The organism is Aeromonas sp. R4-2, assembly GCF_040908295.1.
Lineage (GTDB): Bacteria > Pseudomonadota > Gammaproteobacteria > Enterobacterales > Aeromonadaceae > Aeromonas > Aeromonas veronii.
In genome coordinates, this window is record NZ_JBFODL010000025.1 from 58479 (window position 1) to 83823 (window position 25345).

Here is a 25345-nt window from a genome sequence, read left to right on the forward strand (position 1 = left end):
AGGGTTAGCGCTCCTGCTCGTAGCCCAGCAGATCGCCGGGCTGGCAATTGAGTTCACGGCAGATGGCCTCCAGGGTGGAGAAGCGCACTGCCTTGGCGTGGCCATTCTTGAGGATCGAGAGGTTGGCCTCGGTGATGTCGATGCGCTGGGCCAGTTCGCGGGCGGTCATTTTGCGCTCTGCCAGTAGGGCATCGAGGCGGATGATAATGGGCATACGTTCCTCACACCGTCAGTTGCTGTTCATCGGCCAGCAGTTTGGCCTCGCGCATGACCAGTGCCAGCGCCAGTACGATCAGTCCCGCCAGTAGTACCCGGAAATCTGAGGTACTCAGCGCTATGGTACCGAGTACTTCCGGGCCTCTCATGGTGAGCACCGTATCCAGCAAGGGGGTCAGGATCAATTCGACCAGGAAGGTTGTACAGAGCAGCAGTCCGATCTGCCGGTAGCGGCGGATCTGCTCGAAGGTGAAGAGCAGACCGGCGCGGTAGCCGCGAAACAGCTGACGCAGTTGCCAGAGCATCATCATAAAGACCAGATCCGGCAACAGCTGCACCAGGGTGCCGAGCAGCCGGGTGGAGAAGTGAAGGGGATAGTCGGCAGGATTGATGCTGGGGCGGCTCAAGATGGTGTTGAGCTTTTCCTGCAGAAAATCGGCACCACCGAAGGGGGTCCACACCTCCAGCAAGGTGATCAAAGGGGTCGCCAGCAGTGCCAGCAGTAGCAGCCATTCGATCAGCATGCTCGAGCGTTCGAGTTTGTTGGAGATCATCTCATTCCTCACTGTGATGGTTTTATCTGAAAGGTAAAGTTTATCGTTTATCAATATTCACACCGGCAATGTTTATTGTTTTACGATATGCAGTCAAGATAAAACTTATTGAGAAACGATAATTTCAATCTGTCCGAAGGGGATGACTTTTGGCAGCAGCCTCTCTAGACTGGCGAGGTTGTATACAAAAACTCAACATGGACAAGGAGTTATCGATGCACCAGGGATGGCTGCTGATCGGATTGTCGCTCACTTATCTGGGGCTGCTGTTTCTGATCGCCTTCGTGGCAGACAAGCACAAACGGCACCGTCTCAAGGGGCAACCGCTGCTCTACAGCCTGTCGCTGGCGGTCTACTGCACCTCCTGGACCTTCTTCGGCACCGTGGGGCAGGCGAGTGAATCCCCCTGGTCGCCGGTGCCCATCTACCTTGGCCCCATGCTGGTCTTTCTGTTTGGCTGGCGGCTGCTGGCTCGCCTTATTCTGGTGGCCAAGCGCGAGCACATCACCTCCATCGCCGACTTTATCGCCGCCCGTTACGGCAAATCCCAGCGGCTCGCCATGGTGATCGCCCTTATCGCCATCATGGGGATCCTCCCCTATCTGGTATTGCAGCTCAAAGCCATCGTCACTGGGCTGGATCTGCTGATGGTCAACAGTGGCGGCATCAGCCCGACCAGCAATACCAGCGAGCTGGCGCTCGGGGTCACCCTGCTGCTGGCGCTGTTCAGCATCCTGTTCGGCACCCGCCATCTCGATGCCACCGAGCACCACAGGGGGATGGTGGTGGCCATCGCTTTCGAGTCGGTGGTCAAATTGCTGGCCTTTATCGCGGTGGGGGGCTTTGCCCTCTGGCTGATCCTGAGCAAACCGGGCGAGGCTCACGAGCAGGTGACCCGCGACTTCTTTGCGCAGGTGGTGGCGGTGAGCCCCGGCAACCTGCTGGAGCTTGCCATCTATACGGTGCTGGCGATGTGCGCCGTCATCTGCCTGCCGCGCCAGTTTCATGTGACTGTGGTGGAGAACAATCAGGGGCAGGATCTGCACTGGGCACGCTGGATCTTCCCGCTCTACCTGTTCGTGATGGGGCTCTTTATCTGGCCGCTGGCACTGGCGGGCAAACAGTGGGTGGGGGCTGACATGGCCTCCGACACCTATGTGATCAGTCTGCCGATGGCCCTCGGTTTCGATGGCATGGCGATGCTGGCGTTTCTCGGCGGCACCTCGGCGGCCACCGGCATGGTGATCGTCTGCACCATCGCGCTGGCGATCATGGTGAGCAACGATCTGGTGCTGCCGGTGCTGCTGCGCCGCTTCTGGCGGCAGGGGCGCGACGAGCGGCTGGTGCGGCTGCTGCTGCAGGTGCGCCGTGGCGCCATCCTGCTGATCTTGCTGGCGGCCTGGGGGCTCTACCTCTGGCTCGGCGATCTCACCAGCTTGTCGCGCATCGGTTACCTCTCCTTTGGCGCGGTGGCCCAGTTTGCGCCCGCCCTGCTGCTCGGCCTCTACTGGCGTCACGGCAATCGCAAGGGGGTCTATCTTGGGTTGAGCCTCGGGGTGAGCCTCTGGTTCGTCACCCTGCTGGTGGAGAGCGGGCTGTTGGCCGGTTCACCGCTGGCCGAGCTGCTGGCGCCGCCGGACTGGCCCGCATTTCGCGAGCTGAGTCTCGGGGCCTGGTGCATCTTCCTGAGCCTGCTCTTCAACCTGCTCGGCTATGTGGCAGGCTCGCTGCTCTCCCGTCCGGCGGTGAGCGAGCGGCTGCAGGCGGCCAACTTTGTCGGCAAGCCGAGCCGCGATACCGCCGCCCTCTATCAGGCGCGGGTCTCGGTCAAGGAGCTGGAGATGCTGGCGGCCCGCTTTGTCGGCTCAAGCCGGGTCAAGCGTGCCTTTGGTCGCTTCGCCGGTGAGCGCGGCGGCACCTTGGCGCCCCAGATGCAGGCCTCGGCCGAACTGATTGCCCACACCGAGCGGCTGCTGGCGGGGGTGTTTGGCACCTCGTCGGCGCGGTTGGTGCTTGCCTCTGCCCTGCAGGGGCGCAACATGCAGCTCGAGGAGATCGCCACCATCGTCGATGAGGCCTCCGACGTGTTTCGCTTCAACCGCGGCCTGCTGCAGGGGGCGATCGAGCATATCGGACAGGGGATCTCTGTGGTGGACAGGGAGCTTCGGCTGGTGGCCTGGAACCGCCGTTACATCGAGCTGTTCCACTATCCGCCCGGGCTTATTCAGGCAGGGCGCCCCATCGAGGAGATCATTCGCTACAACGCCCAGCAGGGGCTCTGTGGCTCCGGTGATATCGAGGATCACGTGGCGCGGCGGGTTGCCTTTATGAAGCGCGGCAGCGCCCATATCTCGGCGCGGGAGCGCCCGGACGGGCGGGTGATCGAGATGCAGGGCAACCCCATGCCCGCCGGCGGTTTTGTCATGACCTTTACCGACATCACGCCGTTTCGCGATGCGGAGCGGGTGCTGCGCGAAGCGAACGAACATCTGGAGGCGCGGGTGGCCGAGCGCACCCGTGAGCTCTCCGAACTCAACCGCCAACTATTGCTGGTGAACCAGCAGGTGGAGCGGGCCAATCAATCCAAGAGCCGTTTTCTGGCGGCGGTCAGCCACGATCTGACCCAGCCCCTCAATGCCGCCAAGCTGTTTACCTCCTCCCTGCTGGAGATGTTGCCCGATGCTGGCGAGCAGGCCCGCATCGCCCGCCATATCGACGATGCGCTGGGGGCGACCGAGGATCTCATCACCGATCTGCTCGATATCTCGCGGCTCGAAGCGGGCAAGTTCAAGGCCAAGAAGCTCGACTTTGCCCTGCGCGATCTGCTCGACAACCTCAAGGCGGAGTTTGGCGTGCTGGCGCAGGCGGGGGGGATCCACTTTTCGGTGGTGGAGAGCAAGCACGCGGTACACAGCGATGTGCGGCTACTGCGCCGGGTGCTGCAGAACTTCCTCACCAATGCGTTTCGCTACAACCCGGGTGGCCGGGTGCTGCTCGGTTGTCGCCGGATGGGGGACAAGATCCGCATCGAGGTATGGGACAACGGCCCCGGCATCCCGCAGGACAAGCAGGAGGCTATTTTTGACGAGTTCTCCCGCCTCGATCACTCCCGCACCGCCAAGGAGCAGGGGCTGGGTCTGGGGCTCGCCATCGCCCGCGGCATCTCGCAGGTGCTCGGTCATCAGCTCACATTGCAGAGCTGGCCGGGCAAGGGGTCGGTCTTTGCGGTGACCCTCAATCTGGCGACCCGGCCGGTCACGGCCCATCAGCTGGCGGCACCGGTGGCGCGCGACAGCCAGCTGGAAGGGGTAGCCGTGCTCTGTATCGACAACGAGCGGGACATTCTGACCGCCATGAGCACCCTGCTCGGCCGTTGGGGCTGCGAGGTGCGCTGCGCCGTCGATCTGGCCGAAGCCGAGGCGCTGGTGGCAGACGGGTTTGTGCCAAGACTGGTGCTCTCCGACTATCACCTCGACGACGGCAAGACCGGGTTGGAGGCGCTCGCTGCGCTGCAACGGGTGTGTGGCGACGAGCTGGGAGGCATCATCATCAGTGCCGATCGCAAGAGCGAGTTGCAGGCACAGATCCGCGAGCGGGGGTATGGCTACATCAGCAAACCGGTCAAACCGCTCAAACTGCGGGCCCTGATGAACAGCCTGCTGCTGCGCTAGCCGCAGCCGGGGCGGCTAGCCGTGAACCGGCTCACAAAACCGCGCAATGATCCCGCAGGCCCTGGTCATGGATCAATGCCGAAAACAGAGATTTATTGGCGAAGATCTCTTCATCTCCCTGCGCAATCGCCGCCTGTTACTGCATTGGCTTGCCACTGTCGGTGAACGCCGACAGTGGCAGACCGGATTGGCTCACTCTATAGTCGGGATGCGATTTTTTGCATCGCAAATGAAGTAACCGAAGGGCAAACCGATCGCAAGATCGGGACGCAAAGCTTCCGGTCCAGGGATGAGCCGTACTTGAGATAGCGGGGCCACCACAGGTTGTTGTGCACCTTTGCCAAGAGGCCGCACTGCCGTCTGCGTTACCTGTCAGGGCGTAGCCCTTTTCGTTGCCAACATAACGAAATAGGGAAATATAAAAATGCTAAGTCCAAAGCCTACCATGCTGGCCCTTGCGGTCGGTCTGTGCTGCGCCTCGTCCGCTTATGCTGCGGCGCCCGGCAAGCCGACCATCGGATGGGGCCCCACCAAGTTTTCCATCGTTGAAGTCGATCAGGCGGCTACTGCCTACAACAATCTGGTCAAGGTAAAGGATGCCGCCGATGTGGAGGTGAACTGGAACCTCTGGAGTGGTGATCTGGGCCAGAGTGCCAAGGTACTGCTCAATGGTCAGGAGGTGTGGTCCGGTCCCTCGGCCGCAGCGGGCAGCGCCAAATTCAAGGTGAAGAAAGGGGGGCGCTACCAGATGCAGGTGGCGCTGTGCAACGCCGATGGCTGTACCCTCTCTGATGCCAAGGAGATCGTGGTCGCCGATACCGACGGTAGCCATCTGGCGCCACTCAAGGCGCCGCTGCAGGAGAACAACAAGCCCTACGCCAACAAGTCCGGCAAGGTGGTGGGGACTTACTATGTGGAGTGGGGAGTCTATGGCCGCAAGTTTACGGTGGACAAGATCCCGGCCCAGAACCTGACCCATATCCTCTATGGTTTCACCCCCATCTGCGGTGGGAATGGCCTCAACGACAGCCTCAAGGAGATCGAAGGGAGCTTCCAGGCGCTGCAACGGGCGTGTGCCGGCCGGGCCGACTTCAAGGTGGCTATGCACGATCCCTGGGCTGCCATCCAGATGCCGCAAGGCAGCCTCACTGCCCATGACGAGCCCTACAAGGGCAACTTTGGCGCTCTGATGGCGCTCAAGCAGGCCTATCCGAACCTCAAGATCCTCCCCTCGGTCGGCGGCTGGACCCTCTCCGATCCCTTCTATTTCCTCGGTGACAAAACCAAGCGCGATGTGTTTGTCGGCTCGGTGAAAGAGTTCCTGCAGACCTGGAAGTTCTTCGATGGTGTGGATATCGACTGGGAGTACCCAGGCGGACAGGGCGCCAACCCGAAACTGGGCAGCCCGAGCGATGGTGCCACCTATGTGGCCCTGATGAAGGAGCTGCGGGCCATGCTCGACGAGCTGGAGGCAGAGACCGGTCGCCAGTATGAGCTCACCTCGGCCATCGGGGCGGGGGGCGACAAGATCCAGGATGTGGACTACAAGGCGGCCCAGCCCTACATGGACCACATCTTCATGATGACCTACGACTACAACGGCGCCTGGAGCAACACCGAGCTGGGCCACCAGACCAACCTCTATCCGGCGAGCTGGGACCCCGATACCAAGTACACCACCGACAAGGCGGTCAATCAGCTGCTGGCGCAGGGGGTTGAACCGGGCAAGCTGGTGGTCGGTGCCGCCATGTATGGCCGTGGCTGGACCGGGGTAAGCGGTTATCAGGGCAACAACCCCTTCACCGGCAAGGCGACCGGCAAGGTGAAAGGCACCTGGGAGGACGGGGTGGTGGATTACCGCGACATCGTCAACAACCGGATGGGGGCTGGCTGGGAGAAGGGCTACGACGAGGTGGCCGAGGCGCCCTATCTGTTCAAGGCGGCGACCGGCGATCTCATCACCTATGACAACGAGCGCTCGGTCAAGGCCAAGGGGCAGTATGTGCTGGCCAACAAGCTCGGTGGCCTCTTCTCCTGGGAGATCGATGCCGACAACGGCGACATCCTCAACGCCATGCACGAGGGGTTGGGCCACGGCGAGGGGACGACTCCACCAGCCAACAAGCCGCCGCTGGCCAACGCGGGCAGTGACTTCAAGGTGACCGGCCCGACCGAGGTGACGCTGGATGGGTCGGCCTCCCACGATCCGGAAAACAGCGCGCTCAGCTACAGCTGGAAGCAGATCTCCGGCCCGCAGGCTGCCCTGCTCGATGCCACTCAGGCCAAGGCCCGCGTGGTGCTGGATGCTGTGACTGCCGACATCAATCTGGTGTTCGAGCTGACGGTGACCGATGACCAGCTGTTGAGTGCCAAGGATCAGGTGGTGGTGACCAACAAGGCGCCGCAGGCCAATCTGGCGCCGGTGGTGAGTGTACCTGCCACGGCCTCTGTGGAGGCGGGCAAGCAGGTGACCATCAAGGCGACTGCCTCTGATCCGAATGGTGATCCGTTGACCTATCAGTGGAGCGTGCCGGCAGGCATCACCGCAACGGGCCAGAACAGCGCCACCCTGGTGGTGACTGGCCCGAACGTCACCAGCGACACCGGCTATGACCTGAGCGTCACCGTCTCCGACGGCGGGCTGGATGCCAGCGCGGCAACCCGTCTGACGGTCAAACCGGCCAGCAGCGGCGGTGGTTGCACGGCGACCGATCCGGATGCGGCCAACTGGCCAGTCTGGCAAGCGGCCAGCACCTATAACAGCGGCGACAAGGTGAGCCACAACCAGCTGGTGTGGCAGGCCAAGTACTGGACCCAGGGCAACGAGCCTAGCCGCACCGCGGATCAGTGGTTGCTGGTGAGCAAGGTGCAACTGGGTTGGGATGCCAATGTGGCCTACAACGGTGGCGAGCTCACCACCCATAACGGCCGTCAGTGGAAGGCGCAGTACTGGACCAAGGGCAATGAGCCCGGCAAACACGACGTCTGGCAGGATGTGGGGGCCGCCAGCTGTAAATAAGCATTGAATGGTGGCGGGGCATGCCAGTCATGCCCCGTTTTTTCTCCCCGCTTCGCCACATTCTGGCGGGTCTGCCAATCGGTTTCCCCACCCAGATTCTCTTTTGTGCCTGCAAAGCAGCCCTTCCGGGCTAGTGATTAATGCTCTCCCCGATAGCTGGCATCTGTGCCGCACGTTGCTCTTTGTGGTGCCGCTTGTGTTGGTACATGTCGGCATCGGCTCTGGCAAACGCGGCGGCAAAGTCGCCGCGATAGGGGGCCATCCCCATGCTGCACGAGATAGTGGGGGAGGCGCTGGCCAGCATGGTCGTCAGCCTGGCCATCGCCTGTTGCAGTTCGGTCAGTGTCAGAGTGGTGAGCAGCACAAACTCATCCCCGCCGAAGCGGGCGGCAATCACCCCCTGACCGAAGTGCTGGCGTATGCCGTCTGCGATAAGGCGCAGGGCCTGATCACCCGCCAAATGGCCACTGCTGTCATTGAGCTGTTTGAGATTATCCATGTCGATCAGCAGCAGGGTGCCTTCCGGCTGCCCCTGCATAGCGAGTTCGAATTGCTGGCGATTGGCGAGCCCGGTCAGCTGGTCGGTATTGGCCAGCTGATAGATGCGGCGGGACTGCTGATAGATGGTGATGGCGTGGCGAATATCCCGCGCCAGGATCGCCATCAGGTGGCTGTCATAGCGGGTAAAGGCATTACGTTTGCTGCTGTCCATATTGATCATGCCGTAGAGCTGACCATCGATATGGATCGGGGTCGCCAGCGTGGCCTGGATGGGCAGGTCGGTGCAGTTGACCAGCAGCTCTCTGTCCTGCTCGGACAGGGGCATGGTGGCATTTATCTTCGACAGGTCGTTGATCAGCAGTGTTTTGTTGCAGCGCCCCTGAGTCAGCTTGTACTGAAAGGTGTGCTCCAGCGGCAGATTGATCCGCCGCAGTTTCACCAGATCCATGCCGATGGCGGCTTCATACCTCAACATGCCTGTGCCCGGCAGCAGCTTGATCAGGCAGCCCATCTCGGCCCCCGGGATCAACATCACTGCTCGTCTGAGCAGATCCTCCAGAAAGGCCTCTTCGGTCTGGTATTGCGCCGAGTTGCGGGCCAGTTCGGCGGTGGTTTCGTTGATCTTGAGCGCCTCACTCAGATGCTGCCACTGGCGGTGCAGATGGTAGCGGTAGTGGCGATAGAGCCAGAAGGTGCAGATAAGGTAGCTCTGGACTAGCAAGGTGCTGGCAAGCGGCGCCCTTTGCCAACCATTGAGGCTGTTGATAAGCCAGATCATCCCGGCCAGTGGCAAGGCATAAATCGTCAAACGAACAAATTTGTCGTATCTGGATAACCGGGTGCGTGAGGGCAATTCGCTGGGCATGAAGACACCTGCTGGCCATGCAAAGCGGCGATTATAAATTCATTAGTTGCGATACAGATGGGTCTTTTGTCGCATATTGTTCTTACTCATTGATTTTTCTCAATTTGGTGTGATGCAGATCAAAAAAATGGTGTGAGGTATCTGGTTGGAGGTGATGAGATTAGGTCTGCATATCCGGCTGTTTTTTAAACATTAATTTCTTGAAAGTGGGTAATTGTCAGGGTTGGTAACTGGTGGGCTGGCAATGGTCCGATTTGCTTACTTATCAGAATTACCCTACAGTCAATCGGCGATTATTTATCGCCAGAAATAACGTTGTGACAAGGGCAAACCGATTGAAAAGTCGGGACGCAAAGCTTCCGGTCTAAGGGTCAAGACGACCTAGGATAGCGGGGCCACCACAGTAGAATGCAGGCTGCCTTTGCCAAGGGGTGGCCGTTTTTGTGTCACCTGTCGTGTTGCGTTGCCCTTTCGTTTTTCCAATAACGAAAAGGAAAGCAATATGCTAAGTCCAAAACCCGCACTGCTGGCCATGATGGTCGGTACCCTGCTCGCCTCCTCCGCCGCTTATGCGGCAGCTCCCGGCAAACCCGCTATCGGTTGGGGCCCCACCAAGTTTGCCATCGTCGAAGTCAGCCAGTCCGCGACCGCTTATAACGAGCTGGTCAAGGTGAAGGATGGCGCCGATGTGACCGTCACCTGGAATCTCTGGAACGGCGATATCGGCCAGCGTGCCAAGGTGCTGCTGGATGGCAAGGAAGTCTGGTCCGGTCCCTCTTCCGCCGCGGGTACCGCCACCTTCAAGGTGCACAAGGGGGGCCGCTATCAGATGCAGGTCGCGTTGTGCAACGGCGATGGCTGCACCCTGTCTGATGCCAAGGAGATCGTGGTCGCCGATACCGATGGCAGCCACCTTGCACCGCTCAAGCCTGCCCTGCAGGAGAATAACAAACCCTATGTCAACAAGTCCGGCAAGGTGGTCGGTACCTACTATGTGGAGTGGGGGGTCTATGATCGCAACTTCACCGTGGACAAGCTGCCGGCCCAGAACCTGACCCATATCCTCTATGGCTTCACCCCGATCTGTGGCGGTGATGGCCTCAACGACAGCCTCAAAGAGATTTCTGGCAGCTTCCAGGCGCTGCAACGTGCCTGTGCCGGGCGCAAGGATTTCCAGGTCGCCATTCACGATCCCTGGGCCGCGCTGCAAAAAGGGCAGGGGTCACTGGTCGCCTGGGATGAGCCCTACAAGGGCAACTTCGGCAATCTGATGGCCCTCAAACAGGCCTATCCGGACCTGAAGATCCTCCCCTCAGTCGGTGGCTGGACCCTCTCCGACCCCTTCTTCTTCATGCATGACAAGGCCAAGCGTGACGTGTTCGTCGCCTCGGTCAAAGAGTTCCTGCAGACCTGGAAGTTCTTCGACGGTGTCGATATCGACTATGAGTTCCCGGGCGGCGACGGTGCCAACCCCAATCTGGGGGACAAGACCAAAGATGGTGAAACCTATGTGCTGATCATGAAGGATCTGCGCGCCATGCTCGACGAGCTGGAGGCCGAGACCGGTCGCACCTATCAGCTCACCTCCGCCATCGGTGCCGGTTACGACAAGATTGAGGATGTGGATTACAAGGCTGCCCAGCAGTACATGGATCATCTCTTCGTGATGAGTTACGACTACAACGGTGCCTGGAGCAACACCTCCCTGGGTCATCAGGCCAACCTCTATAAGGCCACCAACGGCTCGGCCAACAAGCGCTACAACACTGATGCAGCGGTGCAGCAGTTGCTGGCGCAGGGGGTCGACTCCGGGAAGCTGGTGATCGGTGCCGCCGCCTACGGTCGCGGCTGGAAAGGGGTGAGCGGATATCAGGGCAACGATCCCTTCACCGGCACCGCCACCGGCAAGATCAAGGGCACCTGGGAAGATGGCGTGCTGGATTATCGCCACATCGTCAACAGCCATATGGGCGCAGGCTGGGAGTACAACTACGACGAGACTGCCGAAGCGGCCACCCTGTTCAAGCCCTCCACCGGCGAGCTGATCACCTATGACGACGAGCGCTCGGTCAAGGCGAAAGGCCAATACGTGCTGGCCAACAAGCTGGGCGGGCTCTTCTCCTGGGAGATCGATGCCGACAACGGTGACATCCTCAACGCCATGCATGAAGGTCTCGGTCACGGAGAGGGAACCACTCCGCCAGCCAACAAGCCGCCAGTCGCCAATGCGGGCAGCGATGTGGCGGTGACCGGCCCGGCTACCCTGACGCTGGATGGCTCAGCCTCCCATGATCCGGAAAAAGGCTCTCTGACCTACAGCTGGAAGCAGGTCTCCGGCCCGCAAGCTGTGCTGGGCGATACCACGAAGGCCAAGTTGCGGGTCGATGTGAATGCCGTCAGTGCAGATACCGCGCTGGTGTTCGAGCTGACGGTGACCGATGACCATCAACTGACCGCCAAGGATCAGGTAGTGGTGACCAACAAGGCGCCGCAACCCAACCTGCCACCAGTGGTCACATTGCCTGCCAGCGTCAAGGTGGAAGAGGGCAAGCAGGTGAGCATCACTGCCAAGGCATCCGACCCCAACGACGACGAACTGATCTATCAATGGCAAGTGCCAGCCGGTATCACGGCGACCGGCCAGAACAGCGCCACCCTGGTGGTCACCGGCCCGGCGGTCGATGTCGAAACCGGTTATGACCTCTCCGTGACCGTCTCTGACGGTGCGCTCGACGCCAACGCGGCAACCCGCCTCATCGTTACCCCGATCAACGAAGGCGGTGAGGGTGGCTCTTGCAACACCACAGATCCGGAAGCAGCCAACGTTCCCGCATGGCTGGCCAGCAAGGTCTACAACGGCGGTGACAAGGTGAGCCATAACCAGCTGGTATGGCAGGCCAAGTACTGGACTCAGGGTAATGAGCCGAGCCGCGCCGCCGATCAGTGGGCGCTGGTGAGTCAGGTTGATCTGGGCTGGAACGCAGCCGTTGCCTACAACGGCGGGGATCTCACCAACCACAACGGCCGTCAGTGGAAGGCCAAGTGGTGGACTCAAGGCAATGAGCCGGGCAAGCACGATGTCTGGCTGGATATCGGGGCAGCAAGCTGTAACTGAGGCCTCCTCACCGATGACGGGGCATGGCGACATGCCCCTCATTCCCGGTAGCAATATGAACGAGAACCCGACAATGACCACAAATGTGACCCGAATCGCTGCCCTCATCATGGCAACCCTGGCGGCTGGCCCCCTGTCTGCCGCCACCTCGCCCCTGATATTCAATGACACGACACCGCAAAGCGATCTGGCGGGTAGCCTGGCTGCCAGCGTGCAGTTTGCCCAGAGCCAGATCCTGCCTTCCCATCCCAAAGAGGGGGATCGCCAACCCATCCTGACCAGCCTGCGCAAGAGCCTGCTGCTGGTGAAACCACTCCAGGCCGACGGGGTGACCCCCATAACGGTGGAGGCCCGTGACGGCAGCGGCAAGCTGCTGGGCTCCCTGACCTTGTCGCCGCCATCGGTGCTGCCAGAGACTGTCTACCACCTCGCGGGGGTTCCCGAAGGCGGAGTGAGCTTCGTCCCGGAGAGCGGCACCACTGCCGTCATCAGCAGCAGTGCTGATTTGGCCAAACTGAGCGACAAGAGCGGCGCCTTTCTCAAGGATCGGCTGACCGGGCGCGCGCTGGTGGAGATCCAGACCGCCGACGGCCGCTGGGTTCGGGATATCTACCTGCCCGTGAGCCCGGAGCTGGAGGGCAAGATGGTGCGGATCCGCTCCAGTGCCGGTTATAACTCGACTGCCTTTTATGGTGAGCGACAGGTGACCGTCTCCCGTGGCCAGACCCTGCAGTTCAAGTTTGCCAATGGGCAGTGGTTCCGCGAGGGGGAGCTGGAGAACAACCGCATCACCTATGCAGCGGATACCTGGAGCGGCGAGCTGCCTGCCGAGTGGATCCAGCCCGGACTGAACCTCTCCGTTCGTCAGGGCAATCTCAGTGGTGAACTGCGTGACATCAAGGTCGGCGCCCCCGGCGAGCTGCTGTTGCACACCATCGACATCGGCATGCTCACCCCGCCACGGGATCGCTTTGCCTTTGCCAATGACAAGGAGGCCCATCGCGAATACTTCCAGACCATCCCGGCCAGCCGGATGATTGTCAGTCAGTATGCACCGCTCTCCCTGCCTGAGGTGATGTTGCCCAACGGCACCCTGCTGACCGACTTTGACCCGAGCGAAGGGGGCTGGCATGGCGGCACCATGCGTCAGCGCATCGGCAAGGAGCTTATCTCCCACGGTATCGACAATGCCAATTACGGCATCAACAGTAGTGCCGGTGAAGGGGAGGGAAGCCATCCCTTTGTTGCGGCCCAGCTGACGGCGCACAACAGTCGCGGCAAGTATGCCAATGGAGTTCAGGTGCACGGAGGTTCCGGTGGCGGTGGCATCGTCACGCTGGATGATTCGCTGGGCAACGAGTTCAGCCACGAGGTGGGCCATAACTTCGGCCTTGGCCACTATGTGGATGGTTTCCGCGGCTCGGTTCATCGCAGTGCCGATCAGCTCAACTCCAGCTGGGGCTGGGACAGTGACAAACACCGTTTCATCCCCAACTTCTCGCCGACCCGCACCAATGAGGATGCCTGTCTGGATGGCCAGTGCCAGCCGCCGTTCGATGGCCGCAAGTTTGGCCATGATGCGATGGCGGGCGGCCGCCCTCTCTCCGGCGCCAACCGTTTCACCCTCTATACCCCCAATTCGGCCGCCATCATCCAGCGTTTTCTGGAGAGCAAGGCGGTGTTCGATGCCAACTCGGCCACCGGCTTTAGCAAGTGGAACAGTGCGACGGCCAGGATGGAGCCCTATCAGCACACAATCGAGGGGATCGAGAAGGTCGATGCCCCCATGGATGCCCTGAGCGAGGCCGGACTGAGTGCCCTGCTGGCGGATTACGGTTTGGTCAGGGTCGCCATGTGGGATGGTCGCTGGACCCGTGATATCCGGGTGCCGATTGCCTCTGCGGACAACCGTGGGCGCAGTCTGACCATCGATCACGGGGCCGGTTACAACAGTCGCCTCTTTATCAACGGCAAGGAAATTGTGGTGAACCGGGGCTTCAAGAAGAGCTTCACCTCGGATGGCCAGAGCTGGGTGGAGGTCTCCCTCATCGATACCAAGGTTGCGCGCAAGCCCGAGCAGTTCGGCGTGCAGGTGACCACCCTGGTGGGCTATTACGATCCGCAAGGAGCCCTGCGCAGCTATATCTATCCGGCTCTGCACGGCGCCTACGGCTTCACCTATCCGGATGACAGCAACACCCTGTCCGGCAATGACTGCCAGTTGCAGGTGGAGACCCGCGATGGTCTGCAGCGCTTCAGGCTGGCCAATCACAGAGCGGCCAGCAGCGTCATGAACAAGTTCCACATCAACCTGCCCACCGCCAGCGAGCCCGGCCGCGCCACCATCCAGTGCCGTGGCCAGACACTGGTACAGCAGAGCTTGCTGCCACCGCAGCAGATCCTCTCCTTTACCGTCAACGGGAGGCCGCTGGAGCAGGGCGTGGTGGAGAACCAGCCTCCGGTGGTGACCGTACCGGCGCAGCTTGGCGGCATCGGCGGTGAGTGGCTGACCATCACTGCCGAGGCGAGGGATCCCGAGGGGGATGCGCTCAGCTACCGCTGGCACTTCCCGGCGGGCTGGCAGGCGGAAGGCGAGACCAGTGCAAACCTGCGTCTGCTGCCGCCGGCAGTCACCACCAGCGAGCAGCATGAGCTGAGTGTGAGCGTCTCGGACGGGGTACATCAGAGCGAAGGGCGCGTCGTGCTGACGCTGGCGCCCGTGGTCGACGGCTCTTGCAACACCACCGATCCGGAAGCGGCGAATGTTCCCGCATGGCAGGCCAGCAAGGTCTACAACGGTGGCGACAAGGTGAGCCACAACCAGCTGGTATGGCGTGCCAAGTACTGGACTCAGGGCAATGAACCGGGCCGCGCCGCCGATCAGTGGGCGCTGGCGAGTCAGGTTGATCTGGGCTGGAGCGCGACCGTTGCCTACAACGGCGGGGAGCTGACCAACCACAACGGCCGTCAGTGGAAGGCCAAGTGGTGGACTCAAGGCAACGAGCCGGGCAAGCACGATGTCTGGCTGGATGTCGGGGCGGCAAGCTGCCCCTAGGTTGAGTCCATGATGAAGATGGCGGAGCCTGTTCAGGCGGACTCCGCCTTTTGCCACAAAACCATAGAGAGCAACAATAATGAAAAAAAACCGCATCACCCTTCTGCTTGCCGGCATGATGCTGAGCGGCCACCTGTGGGCGGCCGAGGCATACGACATCAACAAATCCTACCCGGGCGGCAGCCAGGTCAATTACAACGGCCAGGTTTTCGAGGCCAAGTGGTGGGTCAACCCGGGTCAGACTCCCGGTATGGCGGCCGCCAATGAGTGGGATACCCCGTGGAAGCTTGTCGGCGAAGGGGAAGTGACCCCGCCGGACACCGGCGGCGATGACAAGCCCAATCCGCCTACCCCGCCGGATGGCAGCACTACCCCTGTCTATATGAGTCAGGCCGAGCTGGATGCCAAAGAGAAGGCGCTGACCGACTTCCCGGCGATGGAAGCGGTCAAGGCCTCCATCGCTACCCGTGACAATCTGGTGGTCGAGGCGGTGCAGCCGGGTCGTGCCGACAACCCGGGCAACGTCAAGCGGGTCGAAAGCCTGCTGAGCGAGGGGCAGTTCAACTACCTCTTCCCGTTGCGCGCCCCCGAGTACACCTATCGCGGCCTGTTGCAGGCGGCGGCCAAGTTCCCGGCCCTGTGCAGCGACTACAGCGATGGCCGCGATGCCGATGCTATCTGCCGCAAGACGTTGGCGACCATGTTCGCTCACTTCGCCCAGGAGACCGGCGGCCATGAAAACTGGCGCCCGGAGGCCGAGTGGCGTCAGGCGCTGGTCTACGTGCGCGAGATGGGATGGAATGAGACCATGCGCGGCGGTTACAACGCCGAGTGCCGCCCCGATGTGTGGCAGGGTCAGCAGTGGCCGTGCGGTACGTTCGACAATGGCGAGTTCAAGAGCTACTTTGGCCGCGGCGCCAAGCAACTCTCCTACAACTACAACTACGGCCCCTTCTCCGAGGCGATGTTCGGCACGGTGCGCACCCTGCTCGACCGCCCCGATCTGGTGGCCGACACCTGGCTGAACCTCGCCAGTGCGGTGTTCTTCTATACCTATCCGCAGCCGCCCAAGCCCTCTATGCTCCACGTCATCGATGGCACCTGGCAGCCAAACGAGCACGACAAACAGAACGGTCTGGTGCCTGGCTTCGGGGTCACCACCCAGATCATCAATGGTGGGGTGGAGTGCGGCGGCCCGGTCGAGCACGCCCAGTCCCAGAACCGCATCAACTACTACCGCGAGTTTGCCAACTACCTCGGGGTGGCGGTGCCATCCGACGAAGTGCTGGGTTGCAAGAACATGAAGGTGTTTGACGACAATGGCGCCGGTGCCTTGCCCATCTATTGGGAGCAGGACTGGAGCTATGTGGCAGAGAACCCCAACGGCGGCAAGAGTTACGCGTGCAAGTTGGTGGGTTACCAGACCCGTTTCAGCGCCTTCAAGGAGGGGGATTACAGCCGCTGCGTTCAGCACTTCTATCCGGAGGTGGTGATCGAGGATAACGGCGGTGGCACCAACCTGCCACCAGTGGCCAATATCACTGGCCCGGCGCAGGCCGAAGGTGGCAGCAAGGTGACTCTCTCCGGCCAGCACTCCAGCGATCCGGAAGGCAAGCCACTCTCTTATGCTTGGACTATCCCGGCTGGAGCCTCTGCACCGGCACTGGATCAGGTCACTCTGGAGTTGACTCTGCCCAAGCCGGCCAGCGATACCAAGCTGGAGATCAAACTGACGGTGACCGATGAAGGGAGCTTGAGCCGTAGCGCCACCCATAGCCTGCTGGTGAAAGGGGAGGAGGGGGACGTAACGCCGCCTGACTATCCGGCCTATAAAGAGGGGACTCCCTACAAGGCGGGCGAGCGGGTCAGCAACGGCGGTGCCAGCTACGAGTGCAAACCGCACCCCTACACCGGCTGGTGTGCCGGTGCCGCCTGGGCTTATGAGCCGGGCAAGGGAACCGCGTGGAGTGATGCCTGGATCAAGCTGTGATATGGCATTAAGCCGAAGCAATAAAAGATGGGGCCTGCGGGCCCCATTCTTGTTTGGTGGAGTTCAGGTTTGGCCGTGGAACATCTGGCCCGGACAGGACAGCGCCTCGAGAGGGCTGTGTGATGATGTGTGTTGTTTTTTTATTACATTTTCCGTGAAAGGCTTTCAGCAATTATTTGCCGTAGCGGAAGTAGTATTCACGGGTGGAGGGGGCATAGGCATCTTTCTCTACAACGCCGTTCTTGGTGGTTGCACCGCGCAGGTGGAACAGGACTGCCAGATTCTCAAACATGGTTTACCTCATCGCTCTGTCATTTATGGTTATGGTGTGTGACCTGGGTCACGGTTTGATCCTATGGTCATTTGTGAGCCAGATCAACTTTCTGTGTTGTAAATTTACAAAAATCATGGAAAGGGTTTTCAAATGCAATGCCCTTTATGGAAAGGCTTTCCCGAGGTGACGGGGGAGAAGCTGACGATCAGCCTGCAAAAGATGCTTGAGAGCGGGGGCGTTGCACGGGGAAAGAGGCTTGCTGCACGGCCTCTCCTTTATAGGTGCTTGAGCCGATTTATGACATAAAACAGAGAGATAGCACGCGTCTTGCTGGTAAAAACAGCGAACTGCTGCAATTTTGACTAAACGAATCAGTCGCGGTTATTTTAGGGTTGACAGCAAAGCGGGTGATGCCTATCATGCGCCTCCGTTGCCGGAGATAACTTCGTCAGCGCCGAGGTGAGTTGGGGTTATAGCTCAGCTGGGAGAGCGCTTGCATGGCATGCAAGAGGTCCGCGGTTCGATCCCGCGTAGCTCCACCAAATTCTCCTCGAACAATCTGGAATCAAAGGGGTTATAGCTCAGCTGGGAGAGCGCTTGCATGGCATGCAAGAGGTCCGCGGTTCGATCCCGCGTAGCTCCACCAGATTCTTGATTGTTTTATTGAATACCCAGGGCAGTGTGGTGTGTATCACCCAAGCCGACCTTTGTGGGGTTATAGCTCAGCTGGGAGAGCGCTTGCATGGCATGCAAGAGGTCCGCGGTTCGATCCCGCGTAGCTCCACCATTATTTAGGATGAATGGCCGCCAGAACCATTCATTCAGTACCGAATTTGGGGTTATAGCTCAGCTGGGAGAGCGCTTGCATGGCATGCAAGAGGTCCGCGGTTCGATCCCGCGTAGCTCCACCAAATTCAGAGTGACTGTCGGTCATTCACAAAAATTGGGGTTATAGCTCAGCTGGGAGAGCGCTTGCATGGCATGCAAGAGGTCCGCGGTTCGATCCCGCGTAGCTCCACCAAATTCTTGTTACAAGAAACAAAAGGCCACCGCATCACGGTGGCCTTTTGTTTTCTCCATCATTTATTTTCTCCATACGTCCGCGCCTTTCATTTGTAAATCCAATGACCTGAATGAAAAAGCCCGCGAGACTCGCGGGCTTTGCTTGCACTCTTCAAATGCGCCTGTGGTTAACGGCGACGTCGCCAAGCCAGCGGCAACAGTGCCAGCAGGCCGAGTCCCAGTGCACCACCGCCTGAGGAGGTGTCCGGTTTGGTGGCATCGCTCTCCAGTCTCAGGTCGACGATGATGGGATCATGGTCGGAGGCACTGAAGGGGTTGTCAGACTTGAGCAGGGCGCCGGTGTACTGGCTGCCGTATTCGAACAGGGAGCTCTCGAAGGAGTTGATGTGCCAGTCGGCGACACCTGCCACCTTGCTGGCCAGCGCCGGGTTGGCGAGGGCATAGTCCAGGGTGCCCAGCTCCCCGTCGTAGCTGTAGGAGATGGCTTTCTCCTTGTTGAATTTGACGTTGAGATCGATCAGGCCGTAGCTGCGAGTCACTTCGCGACCGAGCTGTTCATAGGACTGATCACCGATAAAGGTGTGAGAGGCCGATACGATCTTCCGCTCGCTAGTGGCAGGGTTGTAGTCGGTCAGCACCCGGATCGGATCTTCCTTGGCGTAGGAGTTGAAGTCGCCTACCAGCAACACCTGGCCCGGCAGTTTACTGACCGCCTCACCCAGCACCTTGGCGGCAGAGACCCGGAACTCGGTGCACTTGCCCTGCAGGTCGGCCGGCTCTGTCTTGCCATCGCCATTTTCGTAGCAGCCTGACCCCTTGGATTTGAGGTGGTTGACCACCAGCGTCAGCGGCTCCTTGCTCTTGGCGAGGGTGAAGGTCTGAACCAGAGAATCGCGCTGACCGGCTGTCTTGGCCACACCACCAGTGGTGTAGCGCTGCTCCGGCAGCTTGATGACACTGGCATCCCCGCTGGGGGTAAGCAGGGCAGGACGGTAGAGCATCGCCACCATGATGGCGTCTCCACCGAAGAACTTGCCATCGGTCAGGGCAGTGACTGGCAGACGCACATAGGCGTAGTGTTTGCTCGCATCCTTCTGCTGTTCGTTGAGGCGGGTCACCAGATTGTGGAGGGCCGAGTTATCCTCGAAGCCGTTGTTCTCCATCTCCATCAGGCCGAGCAGATCGGCATCCATTGCGGTAATGGCATTGACGATCTTGGTGCGCTGCTTCTCGAACTCGGGCTGGCTCTTGGCACCTCGGTTGCAACCTTTGGCGTTATCGGCATCCGCCTGATCCTTGCACAGGATATTGAGTGCGCCGCCAATGCTGGAGTGGCTGGTGAAGTAGTTGAGCACGTTGAAGCTGCCGATCCGCAGATCGCTGCCAGAGAGGCGAGCCGGCGCGTCTTGACGATCCTCTTCAGGGCTGCGCAGCAGGGCGCCGGCAGTCAGGGTGACATCGCTCGGTACTACCAGACGGAAGGCATCCTTGTTATAGACGATTACCCCCTCCAGCCCGGTCAGTTGATCACCGATGCGCAGATATCCCTGATCGGCATCCCAGCTCGGGAACCAGGGCAGTACGCCATCCAGTGCTTTGTAATCAGACTCAACCACCAGACGGTTGCTGCCATTTTTGGTGGCCAGTGCAACAGCGTCCGCACTGTTGGCAACATGAAGTTGGGTCGGTTTGATCAGCGGGGTTTTGTGGGCCAACTCTACGTTGTTGCGATAGACCTTGTAGTCGAAGCCGTAGTTGCGGGTCAGGTGCAGGTCACTGCTGCTGTCGAGACGTACCCGCATCCCTTCGTGGCGATTGAGCGCTTGAGCCAGCGTCTCCCCTTCATTGACCTGCAATACGCTGGTCGGCACATTCAGCCCTTGTGCGGTGACTTGCAGGCGGGCTTTGCTGGATTCGAAGGTGGGTTTGAGCTGGGTGCCGCCGTAATACTCCTCGACCTTGGCTTCGAGGCAGAGTTCAGCCCCCGGTTTGACGTCTTTATATTTGGTCGCGAAGTCCTTGTCGTTCAGATAGACAAAGATGCCATCAGAGGTGGCCGGATTGCCATCGCCCACCGGGTCAGTCAGATAGAAACCCTTGGTCAGACTTTGGCCCAGCGTCGTCACGATACCGCGAACGTTGAAGGTGCCCGGGCTGATTTTGCCGGTCACCTTGCCGTTATTGTCGGTCACGGTCTGGGTGGCCAGCGCGCTGGCGGAGCCTGTGCCCTGAATGGTTGGGATGGGGGTGAGTTGAGCCGGATCGGACGGGCAGACAAATGCCGCATGGGCGCCTGAGGATGCAAGTGCCAGCCCCACGGCCAGCGACAGCAGGGTACGAGTACCTTTCATAGGTGTTCCTTTTTTATTTTTGCCAGTGATTCCATAGCCTTGGCTCGTTGACCAAGGGCGCGCATTGTCACATTTCTGGCATGTCATACCAGTGAGCCAACGCACATTAAATGAATCTGGGAAGGTGCGGGAAAGCGTTTTTATGATCCCAGTAACGACATGATTTTTTTGATAATTCAATCAATTTTAACCCTGTGATCATGACGCTTTCGTGGCAGGGGATAATTCTCTTTGAGAATAAAGATTGAGGGGATCTTGTCGCCTTCCTATACTGGGTTCGTTCCTCACGGAACCCAGGTAAAGGGCAAACCGGCAGTGATGCCGGGGCGCAATGCTTCCGGTCTCGATCGTGGATCCAGATAGCGGGGTTTCCCTGGGTGAGGGGTGGTTTTTGTGGCAGGTCCATTGCCAGTTGTCTGCGCCCATCATGCAGGTTGCGATTGTTCTTTGCCTTGGTGACCAAGCCAAGACAAAACAAGGAAGATAACAATATGCAACAGCTCTTCAGACCCAGCAGGCTTGCCATGCTGGTCGCCCTTGCGGCTGCGCCCGCCTGGGCTCAGGCCGCTTATCCCGCCTATAAATCCGGTACTGCCTACAAGGCTGGCGATATCGTCAGCAACGTCGGAGCCCTCTACGAGTGCAAAGAATTTCCCTATTCAGGCTGGTGCGGGGCATCCCCCTATCACTATGAGCCGGGGGTCGGGGTGGTCTGGGCAGATGCCTGGAAGCCCTATGGCGGCGAGGTGCCCCCTCCTGCGCTCGGCGTAGCCGTCAGCTCACCGGCTGCCGGTGCCAGCTTCAACGAAGGAGCCAACGTGGTGCTGGCGGTGAGCCTGAGCGGCCCGGTAACGGCCTTGGCCCGGGTGGAATATCTTGTTGACGGCACGCTGGTCGCCACGGCGAGCGCCTCGCCCTGGAGTGCCAGCTGGAGCGCCGCCGGAGTGGGGGCCCATACCCTCAAAGCTCGCGCGCTGGATAAAGATGGCAAGGTACTGAGCGAGGCGGATTCCAGCTTCAACGTCGCCGCCGTGGTGGCGCCAGAGGCGCCCAAGGTGAGCATTAGCAGCCCGGCCAGCGGTGCCAAGGTGACGCTGGGTCGCAGCGTGGCGGTGAGTGGCAACGTCACCGATGCCAACAACGATGTGGCCAAAGTCGAGCTCTATGTCGACGGCAAGAAGGTGGGCGAAGATACCACTGCCCCCTGGCAGGTGAACTGGACGCCGGATGTCAAAGGGAGTGCCGCCCTCAAGCTGGTGGCCACTGACAAGACCAATCTGAGCGGTGAGTCGGCGGCGGTGACCGTCAATGTCGAGGAGGCCGCGCTGCCGCCCACCGGTGGCAACCTCTCTTGTGACATTCGCCAGATCTATCGCCCGGATGGCTACGAGTGCATGGGGGATGACCATGCCCGCCGGGTCATCGGCTACTTCACCTCCTGGCGCACCGGCAAGAACGGCCTGCCCGCCTATCTGGTGAGCGATATTCCATGGAACAAGATCACCCACATCAACTACGCCTTCGCGGCGGTGGATGAGCAGAGCCACACCATCAAGGTGGACGATGCAGCCACCAAGATGACTTGGGATGGCGTGCCGGGTGCCGAGATGGATCCTGAATTCGCCTACAAGGGCCACTTCAACTTGCTGTCGAAGTACAAGAAGCAGTATCCGGACGTGAAGACCCTCATCTCGGTCGGCGGCTGGGCCGATACCCGCGGCTTCTACACCGCCACTACCAAGGGTGACTGCTCGGTCAATACTGCCGGTATCAACACCCTGGCTGACTCGGCGGTGAGCTTTATCCGCCAGTACGGTTTTGACGGGGTCGATATCGACTACGAATACCCCACCTCGATGAAGGATGCGGGCAACCCCAACGATTTCCCGCTCTCCAACCAGTGCCGGGCCAAGCTGTTTGCCAATTACGAGGTGCTGATGAAGACCTTGCGGGCGCGGCTCGACAACGCCGGTAACGAAGATGGCCGCAAGTATATGCTGACCATCGCCTCACCGGCTTCTGCCTATCTGCTGCGCGGGATGGAGAACTTCCAGGTCACCCAGTACCTCGATTACGTCAACCTGATGACCTATGACTTCCACGGTGCCTGGAACCACTTTGTCGGTCACAACGCTGCCCTGTTCGACAACAATGCCGACCCCGAGCTCTCCCACTGGGGCGTCTATACCCAGACCCAGTTTGGCGGTATCGGTTACCTCAACGCGGCCTGGTCTGCCCACTACTTCCGCGGTGCGCTGGCGGCTGGCAAGATCAACGTTGGCGTGCCCTATTACACCCGCGGTTGGCAGGGGGTGAGCGGTGGCAGTCATGGGCTGGGTGGCAAGGCAGCTCTGCCGAGCCAGAACGAGTGCCAGCCGGGCACTGGTGGCAGCACCATTCCGTGCGGCAACGGGGCGGTCGGCATCGACAACATCTGGCATGATCTGGACAAGAACGGCAAAGAGATCGGCGGTGGCGCCGTGCCCATGTGGCATGCCAAAAACCTGGAGCATGCAGCCAGCCTCGGCATCACCACGCTGCCGAGTTATGGCACTGCCTGGGGTCTGGATCCCAACAATCCGGCTCACGTGATGCAGGGCAAGTATGTGCGTTACTACGATGAGAAGGCCCACGCGCCCTGGCTGTGGAATGAAGAGAAGAAGGTGTTCCTCTCAACCGAAGATGAAGAGTCCATGGGCCACAAGCTCGACTACATCATCAAGCGCGGTCTGGGTGGCGTGATGTTCTGGGAGATGGCGGGTGACTACACCTTCGATCCGGCCAAGAACGAGTACGGCATGGGCAGTACCCTGACCACCCTGGCTTACGAGAAGTTTGCCAAGGCAACCCCGTACAACACCAAGCAAAACGATCTGGCCGCGCCGAGCGCCCAGCTCGACATCCAGGTCAGCCTCTCCGGCTTCAAGGAAGGGGACTCCAACTATCCGATCAACCCGAAACTCAAGCTGGTCAACAAGTCGACCCAGACTATTCCGGGCGGCGCGCGCATCGAGTTTTTGGTGCCCACCTCCACCTCTGACACCATCACGGATCAGAGTGGCATGGGCCTGAAGGTGGTGGAGAGCGGTGGCAACGACAATTCGGAAGGCATTGCGGGCGAGAAGGACTTCCACAAGGTCGCCATGAACCTGCCGGGATGGCAGACTCTGGCACCGGGGGCCGAGATTGAAGTCGCCATGACCTACTACCTGCCCGCAGCTGGCGTGCCGAGCGGTATGCGCATCATCAGCGGCAGCCAGACCATTGGTCTCAAGGCCGAGTTCCCGACCTTGCCGGAGGCCGTGCTGGGCTCGGGTGGTGGCGAGAATCCGGGCACCAGCTGCAGCAGCCAGAACGTCAATCCGGCGGCCTACAAGGCCTATCCGAGCTGGCCGCAGGGGGATCATGCCAATGGCGGCGATCGCATCACCCATAACAAGGTAGTGTGGCAGGCGAACTGGTGGACCAGCAGCGAGCCCAAGGCAACCGATGGCAGCTGGAAGTCTGTCTGTAGCTATTGATTTTAAAATCAATGAGATAAGTGAGGCTTCGGCCTCACTTTTTTTGTCTGGTTGGTCGCTCTGGTTGAAAATGCGCCTGCCTTTCCTGGCGGGCAGCCTCTATAATAGAGTCGATTAATAATCAGATGGATATCAGCGTATGGCGAGTATATTGGATTCCGTTGATCAACGAACTCAACTGGTGGGGGAAAACCGCCTCGAGTTGTTGATGTTTCGTCTCGGCACCCGTCAGATGTTCGCCATCAACGTCTTCAAGGTACGGGAAGTGGTCAAGTTGCCCCATCTGAGCAAGATGCCGGGCTCCCATCACAATATCAGCGGGGTGGCCAATATCCGCGGCACCTCGATTCCGGTGATCAACCTGCGCAGCGCCATCGGTATGCGCCCCATGCCCATCGACAGTGAATCCAACCTCATCATCACCGAATATAACCGCACCATTCAGGGCTTTTTGGTGGGGCAGGTGGCCAATATCGTCAACATGACCTGGAAGGATATACTGCCACCGCCGCGCTCCGCCGGGCGCGCCAACTACCTCACCGCCATCACCCGCATTCCCGAAGATGGAGTGGATCAGATCGTCGAGATCATTGATGTGGAGAAGGTGCTGGCGGAGATCATCACCTATGACATCCGCATCTCCGAAGAGGTGTTGGACCGGGAGATCCTGCCCGAGATGCATGGCCGCAAAGTGCTGATCGTCGATGACTCCAGCACCGCCCGCAATCTGGTGCGCGAGACCCTGGGCCAGCTTGGGCTTGAGGTGATCGAGTGTCAGGATGGTTTGCAGGCGCTGACCCTGCTCAAGGGGTGGTGCGATGCAGGCAAGAAGGTGACCGACGAGATCCTGCTGATGATCACCGATGCCGAAATGCCGGAGATGGACGGCTACCGCCTGACCCACGAGGTGCGCAGCGATCCGCGTATGTCCGATCTCTTTATCACCCTCAACACCTCCCTGAGCGGCAACTTCAACGAAGCCATGGTCAAGAAGGTGGGGTGCGACCGCTTTATCTCCAAATTCCAGCCCGACTTGCTGGTCGGCGTGGCCCAGGAGCGGCTGCGCCAGGTGCTGGAAAGCTGAGAAGCTGCCTGCCGGTTATGCTAAATCAGTAACAAAACATCCCGCTTCGGCGGGATGTGTTGTTACTGGGTATTGGCGATGGATTGGTTGAATCAAGGTGCCATGC

At 60.1% G+C, this 25345-nt stretch carries 11 protein-coding genes, 5 tRNA genes and 3 riboswitches; of the genes, 12 read left to right on the plus strand and 4 right to left on the minus strand.

The annotated features are described in order from the left end of the window. Positions 1-4: 4 nt before the first annotated feature. Both AB5Y99_RS19770 and AB5Y99_RS19775 read right to left on the minus strand, forming a co-directional pair. On the minus strand, positions 5-214 hold the full coding sequence (locus AB5Y99_RS19770) for a helix-turn-helix transcriptional regulator (RefSeq protein ID WP_005348179.1): 210 nt from the start codon (positions 212-214) through the stop codon (positions 5-7). Between the two features lie 7 nt (positions 215-221). After that, positions 222-770: a DUF2975 domain-containing protein gene (locus tag AB5Y99_RS19775; protein ID WP_368210645.1), complete on the minus strand. Its 549-nt coding sequence runs from the start codon at positions 768-770 to the stop codon at positions 222-224. A gap of 215 nt (positions 771-985) precedes the next feature. On the opposite strand from AB5Y99_RS19775, the gene AB5Y99_RS19780 reads away from it, so the two are divergent. After that, positions 986-4441 (plus strand): NahK/ErcS family hybrid sensor histidine kinase/response regulator, encoded by a 3456-nt coding sequence (locus tag AB5Y99_RS19780; RefSeq protein WP_368210648.1) that lies wholly within the window; start codon positions 986-988, stop codon positions 4439-4441. Between the two features lie 234 nt (positions 4442-4675). Next, a riboswitch (cyclic di-GMP riboswitch) is annotated at positions 4676-4763 on the plus strand. 102 nt (positions 4764-4865) lie between these two features. Further along, complete coding sequence (locus AB5Y99_RS19785; protein ID WP_368210650.1) at positions 4866-7460, plus strand: glycosyl hydrolase family 18 protein; 2595 nt, start codon at positions 4866-4868, stop codon at positions 7458-7460. A gap of 130 nt (positions 7461-7590) precedes the next feature. Here the strand turns inward: AB5Y99_RS19785 and AB5Y99_RS19790 are convergent, their stop codons facing one another. Next, complete coding sequence (locus AB5Y99_RS19790) at positions 7591-8826, minus strand: sensor domain-containing diguanylate cyclase (protein ID WP_216961173.1); 1236 nt, start codon at positions 8824-8826, stop codon at positions 7591-7593. A gap of 315 nt (positions 8827-9141) precedes the next feature. Next, positions 9142-9229, plus strand: a riboswitch (cyclic di-GMP riboswitch). 99 nt (positions 9230-9328) lie between these two features. Here AB5Y99_RS19790 and AB5Y99_RS19795 point away from each other — a divergent pair. The 8 genes from AB5Y99_RS19795 to AB5Y99_RS19830 all read left to right on the plus strand — a co-directional run bounded on the left by AB5Y99_RS19795 (position 9329) and on the right by AB5Y99_RS19830 (position 18281). After that, positions 9329-11941 (plus strand): glycosyl hydrolase family 18 protein, encoded by a 2613-nt coding sequence (locus tag AB5Y99_RS19795; RefSeq protein WP_368210653.1) that lies wholly within the window; start codon positions 9329-9331, stop codon positions 11939-11941. Between the two features lie 73 nt (positions 11942-12014). Then, positions 12015-14996 carry a M66 family metalloprotease gene (locus AB5Y99_RS19800; RefSeq protein WP_368210655.1) on the plus strand — a complete coding sequence of 994 codons (2982 nt, stop codon included), beginning with the start codon at positions 12015-12017 and terminating at the stop codon, positions 14994-14996. A 79-nt stretch (positions 14997-15075) separates the two neighbouring features. Next, complete coding sequence (locus AB5Y99_RS19805; protein ID WP_368210657.1) at positions 15076-16986, plus strand: glycoside hydrolase family 19 protein; 1911 nt, start codon at positions 15076-15078, stop codon at positions 16984-16986. Between the two features lie 740 nt (positions 16987-17726). Beyond that, positions 17727-17802, plus strand: a tRNA-Ala gene (locus AB5Y99_RS19810). A 28-nt stretch (positions 17803-17830) separates the two neighbouring features. Next, positions 17831-17906 (plus strand) — tRNA-Ala (locus tag AB5Y99_RS19815). A gap of 65 nt (positions 17907-17971) precedes the next feature. Next, a tRNA-Ala gene (locus AB5Y99_RS19820) sits at positions 17972-18047 on the plus strand. Between the two features lie 48 nt (positions 18048-18095). Beyond that, a tRNA-Ala gene (locus AB5Y99_RS19825) sits at positions 18096-18171 on the plus strand. Positions 18172-18205: 34 nt separating this feature from the next. Next, positions 18206-18281: transfer RNA gene (locus tag AB5Y99_RS19830), tRNA-Ala, on the plus strand. Between the two features lie 169 nt (positions 18282-18450). Here the strand turns inward: AB5Y99_RS19830 and AB5Y99_RS19835 are convergent. Then, positions 18451-20634, minus strand: coding sequence for an ExeM/NucH family extracellular endonuclease (locus AB5Y99_RS19835; RefSeq protein ID WP_368210660.1), 2184 nt, complete (start codon positions 20632-20634; stop codon positions 18451-18453). Positions 20635-20927: 293 nt separating this feature from the next. Next, positions 20928-21010: riboswitch (cyclic di-GMP riboswitch) on the plus strand. 148 nt (positions 21011-21158) lie between these two features. On the opposite strand from AB5Y99_RS19835, the gene AB5Y99_RS19840 reads away from it, so the two are divergent. Beyond that, positions 21159-24155, plus strand: coding sequence for a glycosyl hydrolase family 18 protein (locus AB5Y99_RS19840; protein ID WP_368210821.1), 2997 nt, complete (start codon positions 21159-21161; stop codon positions 24153-24155). Positions 24156-24294: 139 nt separating this feature from the next. Beyond that, positions 24295-25239 (plus strand): chemotaxis protein CheV, encoded by a 945-nt coding sequence (locus tag AB5Y99_RS19845; RefSeq protein ID WP_005335238.1) that lies wholly within the window; start codon positions 24295-24297, stop codon positions 25237-25239. Positions 25240-25345: the final 106 nt, after the last annotated feature.